This window comes from Thalassospira lucentensis (assembly GCF_001613805.1).
Lineage (GTDB): Bacteria > Pseudomonadota > Alphaproteobacteria > Rhodospirillales > Thalassospiraceae > Thalassospira > Thalassospira lucentensis_A.
This window is the reverse complement of sequence record NZ_LPVY01000012.1, coordinates 59,972-75,974: the sequence shown is the minus strand read 5'-3', so window position 1 is coordinate 75,974 and position 16,003 is coordinate 59,972. Positions and strand designations below refer to the sequence as shown.

The 16,003-nt window shown below is 54.5% G+C and carries 11 protein-coding genes; 6 read left to right on the top strand and 5 right to left on the bottom strand.

Features of this window, described 5'->3' with window-relative positions:
- The first annotated feature begins 23 nt into the window (after nt 1–23).
- Entirely contained in the window at nt 24–1,601 is a 1,578-nt protein-coding gene (locus AUP42_RS11330; RefSeq protein WP_062951729.1) for a pentapeptide repeat-containing protein, read from the top strand.
- 209 nt (nt 1,602–1,810) lie between these two features.
- Here AUP42_RS11330 and AUP42_RS11325 read toward each other — a convergent pair whose 3' ends face one another.
- Nucleotides 1,811–2,749: a LysR family transcriptional regulator gene (locus AUP42_RS11325; protein WP_062951728.1), complete on the bottom strand. Its 939-nt coding sequence runs from the start codon at nt 2,747–2,749 to the stop codon at nt 1,811–1,813.
- Between the two features lie 99 nt (nt 2,750–2,848).
- Between AUP42_RS11325 and speB the strand changes: the two genes are divergently transcribed.
- From speB to AUP42_RS11300, 4 genes are all read left to right on the top strand, one after another.
- Entirely contained in the window at nt 2,849–3,871 is a 1,023-nt protein-coding gene (gene speB / locus AUP42_RS11320; protein WP_062951727.1) for an agmatinase, read from the top strand.
- Between the two features lie 72 nt (nt 3,872–3,943).
- Nucleotides 3,944–4,924 carry an ABC transporter substrate-binding protein gene (locus tag AUP42_RS11315; RefSeq protein ID WP_062951726.1) on the top strand — a complete coding sequence of 327 codons (981 nt, stop codon included), beginning with the start codon at nt 3,944–3,946 and terminating at the stop codon, nt 4,922–4,924.
- Nucleotides 4,925–4,979: 55 nt separating this feature from the next.
- Entirely contained in the window at nt 4,980–5,774 is a 795-nt protein-coding gene (locus AUP42_RS11310; protein WP_037987857.1) for an ABC transporter permease, read from the top strand.
- Between the two features lie 582 nt (nt 5,775–6,356).
- The gene (locus AUP42_RS11300; RefSeq protein ID WP_062951724.1) at nt 6,357–7,151 is read left to right on the top strand and encodes an ABC transporter ATP-binding protein; all 795 of its coding nucleotides are present in this window, start codon (nt 6,357–6,359) and stop codon (nt 7,149–7,151) included.
- A 185-nt stretch (nt 7,152–7,336) separates the two neighbouring features.
- Here the strand turns inward: AUP42_RS11300 and AUP42_RS11295 are convergent, their stop codons facing one another.
- A complete protein-coding gene (locus AUP42_RS11295; protein ID WP_062951723.1) occupies nt 7,337–9,325 on the bottom strand; it encodes an acyltransferase family protein in 1,989 nt (662 codons plus the stop codon).
- 679 nt (nt 9,326–10,004) lie between these two features.
- On the opposite strand from AUP42_RS11295, the gene AUP42_RS11290 reads away from it, so the two are divergent.
- Nucleotides 10,005–13,082: an FAD-binding and (Fe-S)-binding domain-containing protein gene (locus tag AUP42_RS11290; protein ID WP_062951722.1), complete on the top strand. Its 3,078-nt coding sequence runs from the start codon at nt 10,005–10,007 to the stop codon at nt 13,080–13,082.
- Between the two features lie 45 nt (nt 13,083–13,127).
- Here the strand turns inward: AUP42_RS11290 and AUP42_RS11285 are convergent, their stop codons facing one another.
- The 3 genes from AUP42_RS11285 to AUP42_RS11275 form a co-directional block, all read right to left on the bottom strand.
- Complete coding sequence (locus AUP42_RS11285) at nt 13,128–13,586, bottom strand: cyclophilin-like fold protein (RefSeq protein WP_231858247.1); 459 nt, start codon at nt 13,584–13,586, stop codon at nt 13,128–13,130.
- 74 nt (nt 13,587–13,660) lie between these two features.
- Nucleotides 13,661–14,764, bottom strand: a complete 1,104-nt coding sequence (locus AUP42_RS11280) for an alpha/beta hydrolase (protein WP_062951721.1) — start codon at nt 14,762–14,764, stop codon at nt 13,661–13,663.
- Nucleotide 14,765: 1 nt separating this feature from the next.
- Nucleotides 14,766–15,977 carry an MFS transporter gene (locus tag AUP42_RS11275; protein ID WP_062951720.1) on the bottom strand — a complete coding sequence of 404 codons (1,212 nt, stop codon included), beginning with the start codon at nt 15,975–15,977 and terminating at the stop codon, nt 14,766–14,768.
- Nucleotides 15,978–16,003 lie beyond the last annotated feature (26 nt).

Below are 16,003 nucleotides of genomic sequence, written 5' to 3'. Positions count from 1 at the left end.
AAACAAAGAATGAATTCAGGGATATGACGGAAGAAACTGAACAGGAAAGACCAACTCTGGAAGGCGAAGCAGTCCTTGACCTATGGCGTCGGGGTCAGGACGCTTGGAACAGTTGGATCGATCGCCATCCAGACAGGGATATCAGTTTTTACAAATTCGATTTCTCAAATGAACAAGACGCTGAGGGAGACCTGTCCTTCGCGGGATATCATTTTGGCAACGGTGCTATATTCTTCGATTATTCCACTTTCGGCAACGGCTACGTGGAATTCCATGGAGCGACTTTTGGCAACGGTACAGTGAGATTCATAGAATCTTTTTTCGGCGACGGCGATCTAAGATTCACTCAAGCCACGTTCGGCAGCGGAGTATCCTTCCTTTACACCACTTTCGGCAATGGTAACGTAGACTTCTCGAATACCACTTTCGGCATCGGCGAGGTAGACTTCTCGTGCACCACTTTTGGCAAAGGTAACGTGGACTTCTCGGATGCCACTTTCGGTAACGGCAACGTTGACTTCTCGTGCACCACTTTTGGCGAAGGTAACGTGGACTTCTCAGATACCACTTTCGGTAACGGCAACATTAACTTCTCGAAAACCACCTTCGGCGATGGCAACGTGGACTTCTCGGATACCGTTTTTGGCGACGTCGAAATAAACTTCAGTCAGTCGCGGATCGAAAACTTAAACTTTAATCCAAAAACTATAGGAGCCAGCGAAATTGATGCAAAAGGATTGTCCATCAAGGGCCGGGCTATTTTCGATCTTCCCCCTTCTGCCACCGCACTAAAATCCTTCAATTTACACAGCGCATCTTTTGACGGACCGCTCACGCTTACGGGCGATCTGGGGATCATCCCGGACCTTCGCGCCACCCGATATTCGCATCAAGTTGACCTCAGCGCGCTAACCGTCAAACTACAGCGCCGTTGGCAGAAACCCGGTCTTCGACCCGATCAATGGCGCGTGAAAGCTGTTTCGGAAACCGGCATCATTTCGCGACTTGTATACAAGTTTGCTCCCAAAAAACGGATAAGCCTGAAGTACTTCAACAAACTGCGCCGCTTTTGGAAACACCACTGCTGGCCCATAAAACTCTCGCAAGTCGCAAAAGACCCGCAAGACAGCGCACGACTGCGTCGCCTCAAAGAAATCGCCGAAACCAACAAGGACCATCAGGCCGCGTTACGTTTTTCCGCCGATGAAAACAGAGCGAAACGATGGATTGAAACCGCGTGGCTTGGATCGGTTCTCGACATGGCCTTTAGTTTTTTCAGCAATTACGGCCAGAGTATATTGCGGCCCTCTCTCTCGCTCGGTGTCATATTTGCGGCCGGTATGTCTGCCTACAAAGCCAAGCAGATACCAAAACTCGTCACCGATGGTTGGGCGGATTGGACACAAGCCTTTATCTTATCGGCGAGCAACAGCCTCCCCTTCCTGCCGCAATCACGCGATTTGCGCACGGATGCCCTAACCGCGCTTTACGGCAAAGACCCCGGCCTATGCGTCGATGCCCTCATGATCACCCAAGGCGTTCTCAGTTTCATCTTCCTGTTCCTGATTGGCCTTGGCCTGCGCAACCGATTCCGTCTGTAAGGCGCGGCACGGTCAATCCCACCACCCCGGTCATTCCCGCGCAGGCGGGAATCCAGTCCTTTGTGCCGCATCGACTAAAATCGCCACCGAACCCGCCGCGCGATGGACTCCCGCCTGCGCGGGAGTGACGGAAATGGGGGTGGGTATGGCCTTGCTCATGAGCGGCGGAAGGGACGAAAGGAGGCAGCAAAACCGAAGAAACCGCCGCCTCACCCCGCCCGCTTCTTCGCCCCGCCATAAACCGGATGCACCGCACTCAGGCAGTCGCAAAATTCGCGCGCCATGCGCGACAGCACGGTATTGGGGAAATGCGCCATGCACATGCCGATCTTGAAGCTGAGGAAATCGGGGCGAAGCGCCTTCATTTCCCCGCGTTCTTCCCACCGGGCGGCGAAATGGGTCGGAAGGAAGCTGACGAACCGGCCGCTTAAAATCAGGTGCGCCAGCCCCTCCATATCATAGGCCGTCGCACTCGGCGGATGTTTGAAAAGCGATTGAAACGCCGTTGCCACCGAATAGCCGCGTCTGGCAAAGGTAAGCTCCGCCACGTCTTCCATCGGCATTTTCGCGGTATCGCGTTCAAAAAGCGGGTGGCGCATGCCGCAATAAAGCCGCTGTTCCTCGTAAAACAGTTGCTGCATCTGCACCGCACTGTTCATCGGCTGGTTGGGCACAATCGCCACTTCCATCTGCCGGCTAAGCAACGCATTTTCAATCTGGTTGGGCGACACGATCAGAAGTGTGACATGCACATCGGGCGCGCGTTCGTTAAACGCCGCCAAGGCCAGATCAAGCGCGCAATTGGGGTTTTCCACCACCGCATCAACAACACCAACCCGCAATTCACCGACAAGGCTGCCACGGATCGCGCCGACCTCGGCCCTGAAACTATCCTCGGCGGCAAAAAGCTTGATCGCCTCGTTATAAATCTTCTGCCCATGTTCGGTTAAGGCAAAGCCGGACCGCCCGCGCCGACACAGCGAAACGCCCAGCCGCGTTTCAAGGGCCGACATCTGCGCACTGATGGTCGAGCGCGACAGGCCAAGCTGTTCCTGCGCGGCACTAAAGCCGTTGCTTTCGACAATGGCGCGAAAAATCCGCAATTGCCGCAGATCAACATCGCTTAACGGGGGAACGGTGGCTGCCATGATAGGTTGGAAACTTCCGACGTTTACTCTTGAAGTTCGATATTATTGGACACGTTACGCTGTGGCAACGTGAATGCAATCGCTTCACGGAGAAAAAACATGCCAAGCGACACCATTCCCACCGCAAAGCCCCACACCGGCCCCATCATCAAATCGTTCGAGCCACCATCGGCCATGGAAATCCCGCGTTTTGCCGGTGTGCCGACTTTCATGCGCCTGCCATTGCTGGGCCTGTCCGACACCGCTCTTGAACAGGTCGATATCGCCATTCTGGGCGTGCCATGGGATGGCGGCACCACCAACCGCCCCGGTCCGCGCCACGGCCCGCGCCAGTTGCGCGACCTATCCACCATGATCCGCCCGCGCCATCCGGTTTCCGGGCTTAATCCCTTTGCCGCGCGCAATGTCGCCGATCTGGGTGATAGCCCGGTCAACCCGGCCGACATCATGGATACGCTCGATAAGGTCTGTGCTTTCATCGGCGCGCTCAAGGCCAAAAACATCGCCCCCCTTTCGGCGGGCGGTGATCATCTGGTGTCCTATCCGATATTAAAGGCGCTGGGGGCGGATCAGCCGCTTGGCATGGTGCATTTCGATGCCCATACCGACCTGTTTGACAGCTATTTCAACGGCTATCGCTATACCCACGGAACGCCCTTCCGCCGCGCGATTGAGGACGGCTATCTTGATCCCAAACGCGTCGTTCAGATCGGCATTCGCGGCACCATGTATGATGGTGAGGATGTCGAATGGGGCCTTGCCCAAGGGGTCCGCATCATCCGCATGGAAGAAGTCGAGGATCGCGGCATTGATGCCGTGATGGCCGAGGCCCGCGAGATCGTCGGCAACAAACCCACCTATGTCAGCTTTGACATCGACAGCATCGATCCCGCCTTTGCGCCGGGCACCGGAACCCCCGAAATCGGCGGCTTCACCAGCCGGGAGGCACAGCGCATGGTGCGTGCGCTGGATGGGCTTAACCTGATCGGGGCCGATCTGGTCGAGGTCTCCCCGCCCTTTGATCCATCGGGCGGTACCGCATGGCTTGGCATTTCGATCATGTTTGAACTGCTTTGTGTTCTGGCCACGTCACCAGCAACGCGCAACCCTAACAATAAATGACGTCCATAAAAGGGGGGCCAAAGCCCCCATCCATAAAAACATCATCAGTGAACTTCACAGCGGAGACTTGAAATGAAACATCTGTTCAAAGGACTGTGCCTGTCGGCCATCGCCCTTGGTACGGTTTTGGGCCTGTCGGCCCCGGCATCGGCCAATCAGGAACTTACCATCGCCCATTCCACATGGGTCGGGTATGGCCCGCTTTATATCGCACGTGACAAGGGTTTCTTCGAAGAAGAAGGCCTTGATGTCGATCTGGTCGTGATGGAAGACGTCAAAACCCGCATGCCGGCCCTGGCCGCCGGCCGAATTGACGTTGCCGTCACCACCATTGATACGGTGCTGGCCTTCTACAGCCCCGAACACCCGTTATCCTATCTGTTCGCGCTTGATGATTCACGCGGCGGCGACGGCATTGTCGCGGGCAAGGACATCAAAACCATCGCCGACCTCAAGGGCAAATCCATCGCCTTTACCGAGGGCTCGGTTTCGCAGTTTTTCCTGAGCGTCCTTCTGAAAGACGCCGGGATGAAGCTTTCGGATGTTAACGCACTTAATATGTCGGCCGGCGATGCCGGTGCGGCCTTTGTCGCGCAGAAGGTCGATGCGGCGGTGACGTGGGAACCGTGGCTGACGCGCGGCAAGGATACCGATCATGGGCATGTTCTGGTCGACAGCACCAAAACCCCGGGCCTGATCACCGACATCATGGTCACCACCAATGACATGCTTGAAAAAAACCGCCCGGCAATGGAAGGCCTGTATCGGGCATGGTCCAAGGCGATTGCATGGCAGAAGGACAATGTCGAAGAAGCCGATGAAATCATGGCAAAGGGTGTTGGCGGCTGGCTTGAAGACCCGGCGGTGTTTGCCGAAACCCGTGCCGGTATCGTTTTCTATGACGATGCGATGAACAAGACCTTCATGGACCCGGCCAACGAAGGCGGCATTCTCGGCACGATCAAAAATGCCAAGGTGCTTGGCGAAGAAGGCGGCCTGTTTACCATTGATGCCGAACCGGCAAGCCTGATTGCCGCTGACATCGTGAAATAAGCAGTACTTTCCCGTCACATCGCCACCTTCCGACGACCATAAAAGAGCAAGCACCATGTGGACCAGATCGCTGTTTTCGCCCAAGACCGAAATACCGAAATCCGCCTTTATCGGATTGTCGCTCTGTTCGGTTTCTCTTGTCCTTGGTCTCTGGTGTTTGCTCACCTATGGCGGCATCACGCCAAAGGACTTCCTTGCCGCCCCGCACGAGGTGATCGAAGCCGCGATCAAGCGCATCGGCAATCTGTCGCTGTTTCATCATATCGGGGCCAGCCTCTCGGTCATTCTCTCGGGCTTTATCCTTGCTTCCATCTTCGCCGTTCCGATCGGCATCCTGATGGGAAGCTTCCGCGCCGTTCAGGCGCTGGTCGAACCGCTGACCGGTTTCATGCGCTACATCCCGGTATCGGCCCTGATCCCGCTTCTGATCCTCTGGGTCGGGATCGGCATCGAACAGAAAATCATGGTGATTTTCCTCGGAACCTTCTTTCAGCAGCTCATCCTGATTTCCGATGTCTCGGCCCGTGTGTCCAAGGATCTGATTGACTGCGCCTATACGCTCGGTGCCAACCGCAAACAGGTGGCGCTTCGCATTCTGGTTCCGGCCTGCATGCCCGGCGTGATGGATAACCTGCGCGTTACCATGGGTTGGGCCTGGACCTATCTGGTGGTGGCCGAACTGGTCGCCGCCGATACCGGCCTTGGCTATATGATCCTGAACGCCATGCGTGGCCTGTTTACCGACGTCATCCTGCTGGGTGTCTTCACCATCGGCATCCTGGGCCTGATCACCGATTTCATTTTCAAGGTGCTGCGCAAAAAGCTCCTGCCCTGGTCTGCGGATTTTTAAGACCATGCAAGACGGATACGCTCACATGCACCGTGACATGCATCAGCAACGCGCACAGCAGATGCCCCCAAAACGGCATCAGCAACCACCCGCAGCACGGCAACGCCCAAGCCTTGACCAAGAGTTATACGCTGCCTCCCGCAAGGCCCACACAACAAACCCGGCCCGGATCTATGCTGCCGATTGCAGGGCGAAAGCAGCACTCCCCCACCCGGCGACCAAACCCGCAACACGCCAACCGCGACCGCGAATTCTACGCTGCCTCCCGCAAAGCCCGCGCAACAAACACACCCCGGATATACGTTGCCCCGCGCACCGTTCCAACGCCCCACGCGGCCACGGCACGGGCAGGAACGGCAACACCAGCAATCCCGCAAGGTCCAAACCCTGGCCGAACGTTCTACGCTGCCGATTGCAGGGCTGGCGCGACAACCTCCGCCCGGCGACCCAGTCCGCAAACCCCAAACCTCCGTCGGCATCCATACGCTGCCTCCTGCAAGGTCGACGCGATAGCCCCCCCCCCCCTTTACCCTGCCCCGTGCAACCGGGTGCCCGGTTCCCGAACACATCAAGGATAACATCATGAGCATGCTCACCCTTTCCGATATCATGGTCCGTTTCGAGCCCAAGGGAAAGCCGCCGGTTCTGGCCCTTGATGATGTGTCACTTTCGGTTGCCCATGATACGTTTTCGGTGATTGTCGGCCCGTCGGGCTGTGGCAAATCAACCCTGTTGCGGCTGGTAGCAGGGCTGGAGGTCCCGACGTCGGGCACGATGGCGCTTGATGGGCAGCCGATTGCCGGGCCATCGGCCGACCGGGGTATGGTGTTTCAAAGCTACACCCTGTTTCCGTGGCTGACCGTGCGCGAAAACATCATGTTCGGGCCGCAGCTTAAAAAACTGCCGAAATCCGAATGCGAAGACATTGCCGATGATCTGATCCGGGCGGTGCACCTGACCGGGTTCGAGGGATCATATCCCAAGGAACTTTCGGGCGGCATGCGCCAGCGTGTGGCACTGGCGCGTGCGCTTGCCAATGATCCGCGCATTCTTCTGATGGATGAACCCTTTGGCGCGCTCGATAGCCAGACCCGCCAGCTGATGCAGGAACTGCTGCTTGATGTCTGGCAAAGCCGCCGCAAAACCGTGCTGTTCATCACCCATGACATTGACGAGGCGATCTTCCTTGGCGACGAGGTCCATGTCATGACCGCGCGGCCGGGCAAGATCAAACAATCGCTTGCCATCAACATCCCCCGCCCGCGCAGCATAGATGCCCTGACCTCGTCCGAATTCATGCGTTACAAAAAGACCATCCTGTCGCTGATGCATGATGAATCTGTGCGGGCCGATACGCCGGAACCGGCGATGGCGTGACAAGCGCAAATGGACATTTCCGGCACACGAACCAAAGGCGCGGATAGGGAACCCTGCGCCTTTCGCATTCCAGTCACACGTTGAAACTGAAACGCGGAGCGCCACCGCAAGGGTAACTTTTTGCTGGTGTCTTCTATACCAAGCTGGAACTCTCAAGACTTATTTCAAAAACATCAGAATTTCTTCTAATTCTGCGTTTTCATCTCCAGATTGATCGATTCCAATAAAATATTCGCAGAAAATGCATTTGGATGATTGCTGTCCTTATAAAGTATATAACCGTCACGCATCACTTCACACGCCCCATCATCGCAGTAGATATCTTGCGGATTAATCCATTTTATTTTACCTGGATGTTTTTTCTCCACCTGATACATGGCGCCTAAAACCGCTTCATTCAGGCTCTGGTAAGAGTCTTCCGAGATTTTGACCGCATTTTTGCTGTCCCCTTTCCAAATGTTCTGCGCGACCACGCCAGGGATATAAAATGAGGCTTCAGGAATGGGCATGACAATATGTACATCTTTCCCGAGGCTCACGACCTTCTCCATAGTCTCCTCATAAGACTTACGGAATAACTCAACGCGTTCCCGCTCGCTCAATCGACGGCCGTTTGCATCCATCAAATGGATCATTTCCCTCTGCCCGTCAAAGCCCCCGGTAGAGGTGCCGTACAGATACATGGAGTACCGACTGAGAATAACCACATGCTTGATCTCAGGATTGTTTGCGATCCGATCAAAAGCATGCTGATTATGGATTTTGCATGTCCCCGATAGATAAAATGTCACATTTACATTCAATAGCGCGGGACAACCGTGCAGCCCCAGCAATAACGCCGATGCTTTGTTCTTCTTCAAGCTTTGAGAAAGCGGTCCACTTAAGCTCCGCGCGTGGCTGTCCCCCCACAATGCCCATGTAGGAGCAACATCCTGGTCTCCAATGATGCAATAAGTATCCGTGAGGCTTCGGTGGATAATATCGTAGCCAAAATCAGGACATGTGGTTGGAATACGGTATTCAGACTGCTCAAGCACAGTAAGCGCCTCATCTGGAAGGCGATCAGGAAAGCCTTTGAAGTGGGTAAAGACACTGCCAGCCACAAGAAATAGAAGCAGACAACAAAAACTCCCCCCCCACAGAATCCTCGAATTGGAAATGATTTTCTTTTTATAGAACGGGTTTTCAACAAACCACCAAGACAGCCATCCAATTGAAAATATCAAGACCAGAAGAGTGATCACGTCACTTGCAATCAAAGATCTGTTCAAACTGTATTCGTAGAATAGAATAATCGGCCAATGCCAAATATAAGTTGAGTAAGAAGTCTTCCCCACCCATGAAAAAACGGAATTGCGCAAAAACTTTATAACGACCGCGTCACTATCGACGCAGTATAGAAGCATCGCCGTTCCAAGACAGGATGGCAGTGCGGAGTACCCGGGAAACAACCATGTGGCGTCATAGATAAACATGGGGGCAAGTACGAGAAGCAATCCCGTCACGCTCACGACATTATCAGATATCTTATGCCTAATGAACGGCACCAGCCCCAACGAGACCAGAGCCCCCAGACCAAACTCCCAGAGCCGGAAAGGAGTGAGATAGAAAACAGGGTTTAAGTGTTTTCCAACAAGAAGAACACTCGCCCCAAAAGACCCCAAAGAAATCAAAGATATTATAAGTATACTTTTATCGATTTTTTTTATTTTGCACAAAAGGACAAAAAATAAGGAAACCCCGACATAGAACTGAACCTCAACGCCAATACTCCACAAATGAATTAGCGGGGAACCAGAAGAAGCAAAATAATTAAATTCCTTCTCAAATAAAAAATTCGGAATAAAAAGAGAAACTCCGACAAGAGACGAACCATAAAATTCCAAATCTTCGGGAAGAAGGATGAAAAAAGATGCCACGGAGACGACGAGAAGCATAACAACAATAACCGGAACGATTCTCCTGAATCGCCGTTCCATATATTGCTTTAACGAGAATTCATCTTTCTCCAGTCTTCTGACAATACTGGAAACAATCAAATATCCCGATATCACAAAAAACACGTCGACGCCGGTATACCCTCCGGAAACAGTCGCAAGTCCGCAGTGATAAAAAATAACACCAAGAATAGCGATTGCACGAAGGCCATCTATAGACTTGTAATAAGCATTCATATCAAAGTTCTACATAACCATTATGGCCGATAACATGTTATAAAGCCGGTGCAAAACCGCTCTTTTCGCCACCCACAATATGAAAAGAATATCCCTCCGGGCGATTAAATACATGTCATAATGATAGGCTGATGCAAAATCAAACAGTCGCTCACCATCAACATCCCCCGCCCCCAAAATTCACACCCGGACCTCCCCGGAATTCATGCATTACAAAAAGACAATCCTGTCGCTTATGCATGATGAATCTGTGCGGGCCGATACGCCGGAACAGATATTGGCGTGACCCAGACGAATACCGGGACGGAAATGTGGCTCAGACAGCATTAAAAAACTCATATGATAATACTTTTATGATTCTCCGCGCTGACGGAGCCTCAAAGCTCTGAACATCGCAGGTTTCCTGGTGGATCGGCACCATTTGCGCGCTAAAACGGCGGTATAATTTATACAAAATTCACTTTAATCATATGATACGATTTTAACAAAACCGATCCCGGAGCCCTTTTTTGCCCCCTCGGCACGGTCGGCATGCGGTTGCCGACCGAGTTGAAAAATCGGATTATTCACTAAAAATGAATAATCCTTCGGAATTTTAAATTTGTCTATTTAATCCGCCTCCTGTCAAATGGGTCAAATGACGCCGCCCGCGCGCCGAACAAGAGACCAGAGAGACATCATGACCGCGCCCGCCCCGACCGCCAGATCAACCCCCGCCCGCCGCAGCTTTTCCCGGCTCAACCGCCTGCCGGTTCTGACCCCGGACCGGTCGCTTGACAGTCTCACACTTGGTTTCCTCAAAACCCTTGAAAAAGAAGGGAAATTTGCCGGTGAAATCCATGCCGATTTCCCGTCCCGCCTGATCAATGCGACAGATAACAGCGTCTATCAGGTGATGCCAACCGCCGTCCTGCAGCCAAAAAACCGCAATGATATCAACGTTGTGATGGAACTGGCCGGGCGCGAGGAATTCAGCGAGGTCAAAATCACCCCGCGGGGTGGTGGCACCGGCACCAATGGCCAGTCGCTTAACAACACCATTACGCTCGATACATCCAAGCATCTCAACAACATACTGGGTTTTGATGCCGAAAAGGGGCTGGTCCATGTCGAGCCCGGCGTGGTGCTGGATCAGCTTAACGCGTGGCTGAAACCGCATGGTTTCTTCTTCCCGCCCGCCGTTTCCACCGCCAGCCGGGCGACCATTGGCGGCATGATCGGGTCCGATAGCTCCGGCAAGGGATCGCGGATTTATGGCAAAACAAGCCATTATATCAATGACATGACCACGGTTCTGATCGATGGCACCGATTTCCGCACCCACGCAATGAGTGCCGCGGACGCCGCCGAAATCATGAACCGCGATGACCGCACCGGTCGGCTTTACCGCAAAATCCACGATGAAATCATGCCGCGCCGGGATCAGATCAACGCGATTTTCCCGGAAATGAACCGCGGGCTTACGGGCTATAACCTCAAGGAAGCCGTTTCGGATCAAGGGGATATGAATTTAAGCTTCCTGATCGCCGGGGCGGAAGGCAGCCTTGGCATGGTCAAGGAAATCACGCTGCGCGTCATTCCGCTGCCAAAGCACAAGGCGGTCACGGTGGTGCGCTATGACAGCTTTGATAGTGCGCTTCGCCATGTCGGCACCCTTGTGCAGTTTGACCCGGTCGCCATCGAAAGCATCGATGACAAGGTCATGGAACTGGCAAAGCAGGATGAAAGCTGGCACCTGCTGGGCAAACTGCTCGGGACCGAGGATAGCACCGTGCCAACACGCGGCTTCAATGTCGTTGAATTTGTTGGCGAAACCGCCGAAGAGGTCGGTGCCAAACAGGCGGAACTGCGCACCTATCTTGAGGCCAATCCGAATGCCGATTACGCCCCCATCGGCTTTGTCCAGGCCACCGATCCGACGCAGATCGCCGCCATCTGGTCAATCCGGGCGAAATCCGTTGGCTTGCTTGGCAACCTTGAAGGCAAACGCCGTGCGACCCCGTTTGTCGAGGATACCGCCGTCCCGCCGGAAAACCTTGCCGATTTTATCGCGGAATTCCGGGCTTTACTGGATGCGGAGGGGCTTGATTACGGCATGTTTGGCCATGTCGATGTCGGCTGTCTGCATGTCCGACCGCTGCTTGACATGTGTGACGAGCAGGACGAAGCGCGCCTGCGCCGTGTGTCGGACAGGGTTGTGGACCTGACCCAAAAATATAACGGCCTGATCTGGGGCGAACATGGCAAGGGTTTTCGCGGCGAATATTCGCCAACCTATTTCGGCCCCGAACTTTATGATGTGCTCAAGCGCATCAAGGAAGCCTTTGATCCGGAAGGACAATTAAACCCCGGCAAGATCGCATCCCCCTATTCGAGAAACACCCCGATCACCGCGATTGACGCGGCCCCGATGCGTGGTCAGCTTGACCGCCAGATCGAAGACAGGCTACGCGATGAATATCTCAACGCGACGCGGTGCAACGGCAACGGGGCCTGCTTTAACTGGGACCTGATGGATGCGATGTGCCCGTCCTATAAGGTCACGCGCGACCGCGTTCATTCGCCCAAGGGTCGGGCGGGACTGGTCCGTGAATGGATCCGGCAGCTTTCGGTCGGCACCGATCCGCGTAATCAGGACCTCGCCGTGATCAATGCGCGCGATTTCTCGCACGATGTTTACGATGCCATGGCCGGTTGCCTGTCGTGCAAGGCCTGTGCGGGGCAATGCCCGGTCAAGGTCGATATTCCGGAAATGAAATCACGGTTTCTGGAGGCCTATCACACCCGCTACAAACGGCCGGTGAAGGATTACGTGATCGCGCAGCTTGAAAGCATCGCCCCGCTGATGGCAAAGGCCCCGTTGCTTTTCAATGGCTTGCAAGCTGTTCCGCCGATGCCCTGGATTTTCAAAAGCCTGATCGGCTTGACCGACCTGCCGAAACTCAGCCGCCAAAGCGTAAGTTCGGCCCTGCGCAAACGCGGCATCGGCCCGTTCAAACTGGCCGATCTTGAAGCACTCTCCGATGCGGATCGCGCCAAATCCGTGGTGCTTTTGCAGGATTGCTTCACCAGCCACTATGACATCGATGTTTTCATCGCCCATATCGATCTTCTGCAAAAACTTGGCTACCGCGTTTTCGTGCCGCCCTATCGCCCAAATGGCAAGGCATTGCATGTAAAGGGCTTCCTCAAACGCTTTGATTATCAGGCCAAGCAAAACGATATCGTCTATGGCCGACTGGCCAAAACCGGCGTCCCCCTGATCGGGATCGAGGCCAGTGTGACGCTCACCTATCGGCAGGAATATGCCCAGCGCCTTGGCACGGACCGCCCGGATTACCGCGTGCATCTGTTCCATGAATGGTTGGCCGCCGAGATCGCGGAAGGCCGCCTCACCCTGCCCGCAAGCAGCGGGAATGCAGGGGGTACGGCCCCGGCAACGCTCTTCCCGCATTGCACGGAAAAAACATCGATCCCCGATGTCGGCGTCAAATGGCAAAAGATTTTCGAGGCCTTTGGCATCAAACTCGCGACCGAGAAAACCGGATGTTGCGGCATGGCCGGCGTCTACGGCCACGAAACCCGCCATCAGGAAACCTCCCGCGCGCTTTATGACCAAAGCTGGAAAAAGAAAGTCGATCAGACGGGCTTGGGTAACATGCTCGTCACCGGCTATTCGTGTCGTTGTCAGGTCGCCCGCTTTGAAGGCACGAAGCCCAGGCATCCGGTGGAGTATCTGCTGAAACGCGTGGCGTGATCAGCCCCTGCTCACGACTTTGCAAAACAGGACCTTCGCTCGTCCTCAGGTCAGCAATTCAATGCGCAGCGGGAACTCCCCCTTGACCTGTAATGGATCCAAAGGTCCCTCGATCTTTCCGAGCCGGATCAGGTCACCGCGATATTCATAGGTGTCGTAAAAGAACGCCAGATTGCCCCATCCGCGGAAATAGCACAGATCGCCGGGTGCTTCGTCGCTATAATTGACCAGGCCGCCTTCATCGAGACGCCGTGGCAGGTAGGCAATCTTTTCGTTGGTTGAAAAATCACTGATTGTCAGATCAAGCGACAACATGGAGACGAAATCGCGTGTCGTCGCGTTATCATTAAGCAGATAGGTGAATTCCTGATCGGAGAAGGTGCAACGGATACGCATCTGCTTTGCCCCCGATTGTGCAAGTGCCGGTCTGGTAGCCAGTAGTGTCGCCGTGGCACCAGCAATAAAGCCACGTCGGGTGGTGAGGAATGTGTGCGCACTTACCACGCCCGCCCCTTTCATGCTGAATGTTGACGACAAGAGATACGGTCGGGGTTTATCGCCCCGACCGCCCATCATGATCAAACCAGTGCATCACCAAAGAATGCCTCGATCCGGTCAAACGGGATCACATCAAGCTGATCATAAAGATCGGTGTGGTTTGCCCCCGGAATGATCAGCAGTTCTTTCGGCTCGGCCGCTGCTTCATAGGCGGTTTCGCTGAAATAGCGCGAATGGGCATTCTCGCCATGAATCAGCAAGACCGGACGCGGTGAGATTTCCTCGATATAGCTCAGGATCGGCATATTCATGAAGCTGAGCGGCGTCGTCTGCGTCCAGGCATTGCCGGAGTTGACCGCACGCGGATGATAGCCGCGCGAAGTCATATAGTAGTCGTGGTAATCGACCAAAAACTGCGCTTCTCCGCCTTTCAGTTCGTTATAGGGAGGCTGGAAGGCAGGCGTGCCATTCGCGGCATCTTCCCAACGCTGACGGCTCATTTGTTCGAGCGCCTGCGTGCGTTGTTCAAGTGTGACGCTGTCGTTGTAACCTTTGGACATGACGCGGGTCATGTCATACATAGTGCTGGCGACAACGGCTTTGACGCGCTTGTCTGCAGCAACCGCATTGAGCGCCATACCACCCCAGCCACAGATACCAATAACGCCAATCCGTTCACGGTTTACGGTGTTATGCAGGCCAAGATAATCCACAGCGGCCATGAAGTCCTCTGTATTGATATCGGGCGAGGCAACATTGCGCGGTTCACCGCCGCTTTCGCCCGTATAGGACGGATCAAAAGCCAGGGTAACAAAGCCACGCTCGGCCATGGTCTGGGCGTAAAGGCCGGAGGATTGTTCCTTTACCGCACCAAACGGCCCGCCAACTGCCAGAGCAGGCATTGCCCCCTGATTGCGATCCTTTGGCAGATAAAGGTCACCCACAAGGGTAATACCATAGCGGTTTTTGAAGCTTACCTTCTCGTGGTCAACTTTATCGCTTTTCGGGAAAACCTTGTCCCATTCGGTTGTCATGCTTAATGGCTTTGCCTTTGCGGTGTTGATCATAGCACCAATCCCGAATGCTGCAGCACCAGCACCGGCCATCTTTAACAAGCTGCGACGGTTAGGATGATCGGAAGGCATCTGCATCACGGTTTCGCTGGTTTTATTATTGTCGGTCAATTCAGTCTCCTGTGTGTTTTGGGGAGTTGACCGGCCTCAACAGGTTTTGCCCGTTGCCGATCAGAATTACGGCAAGGGCTGAGAGTGCCACGCTGCCGACGAAAGTTGCAGTAATTGAAAGATGATCGAGCAGCAGACCGCCCAAAATGGCGCCAAGCAGGATCGAGCCTTGAATGGCTGCAACCATCAGGCTGCCGCCAGCCTCGGGTGCATCGCTGACATTCTGTGACATCCAGGTCATGAAGATCACCGAAAGTGCGGTGTTCATCATGCCCCAGCCCGCCAGTAAAACACCGATTGCCAAGATCGAGCCGCTGGTGAACAGCAGTCCCAATGTGATGACGCCCATGACTAAGGCAGGCAATTTCAAAAGCGGCGCAACTCGCTGACCGATAAAGCGACCTGCGACCCAGGTCCCGACAAAACCGGCAAGCCCGAGCACCAGCAGCAGAAGCGAGAGTGTCAGGACATCTGCGCCGTTAAACTGTTCGAGAAACGGGCGCAGATAGGTAAACATGGTAAAGGCGGATCCCCAGCTGAGCATCGCTGCAATCAGGCCGCGCAAGAAGTATGGACGGGACAAAACATCGACCAACGCGCCGAAATTTTGCTGACCACGTGCGGGCAATGACGGCAAGACCTTCAATTGCCAAACAAGGTTGATGGCAACAAGCGGCGTCAATGCCCAAAAAACGGCACGCCAACCAAAGATATCGCCCAGCCATGCACCAAGTGGTGCCGCAAAAGCCGAAGCAATGGCCTGCCCGCCATACATGATAGACAATGCACGCGGCACATCATGTGACGGCACCAGCCGCATCATAACGGCCGTGGCCAGCGCCCAGAACCCACCGATGCAAATCCCCAGAATGGCGCGCGCCGTAATCAGAGCCGCAAAGTTGGGTGCCATGGCAACGATGACAAGCGATATCAGCATCAGCATCGTCAACCCCACCAACACCGATTTGCGGTTAACCCGCCCGGCGACGGTTGTGATCATCAGGCTGGCAACCAGGGCAAAAAGTCCACTGATCGAAATTGCCTGACCGGTCGCACCTTCGCTTACCCCCAGACCGTCCGCCATAGGCGTCAGCAAACTGACCGGCATGAACTCGGATGCCAGCAACAAGGCAACGCAAAGGGACATGGATAAAACAGCCCCCCACGCGGCGCATTGTCTGTTTCCTGTATCGGTTTGGGTCGTGTCAGTCATGGATACCTTCCGGTTCAACGTATCAT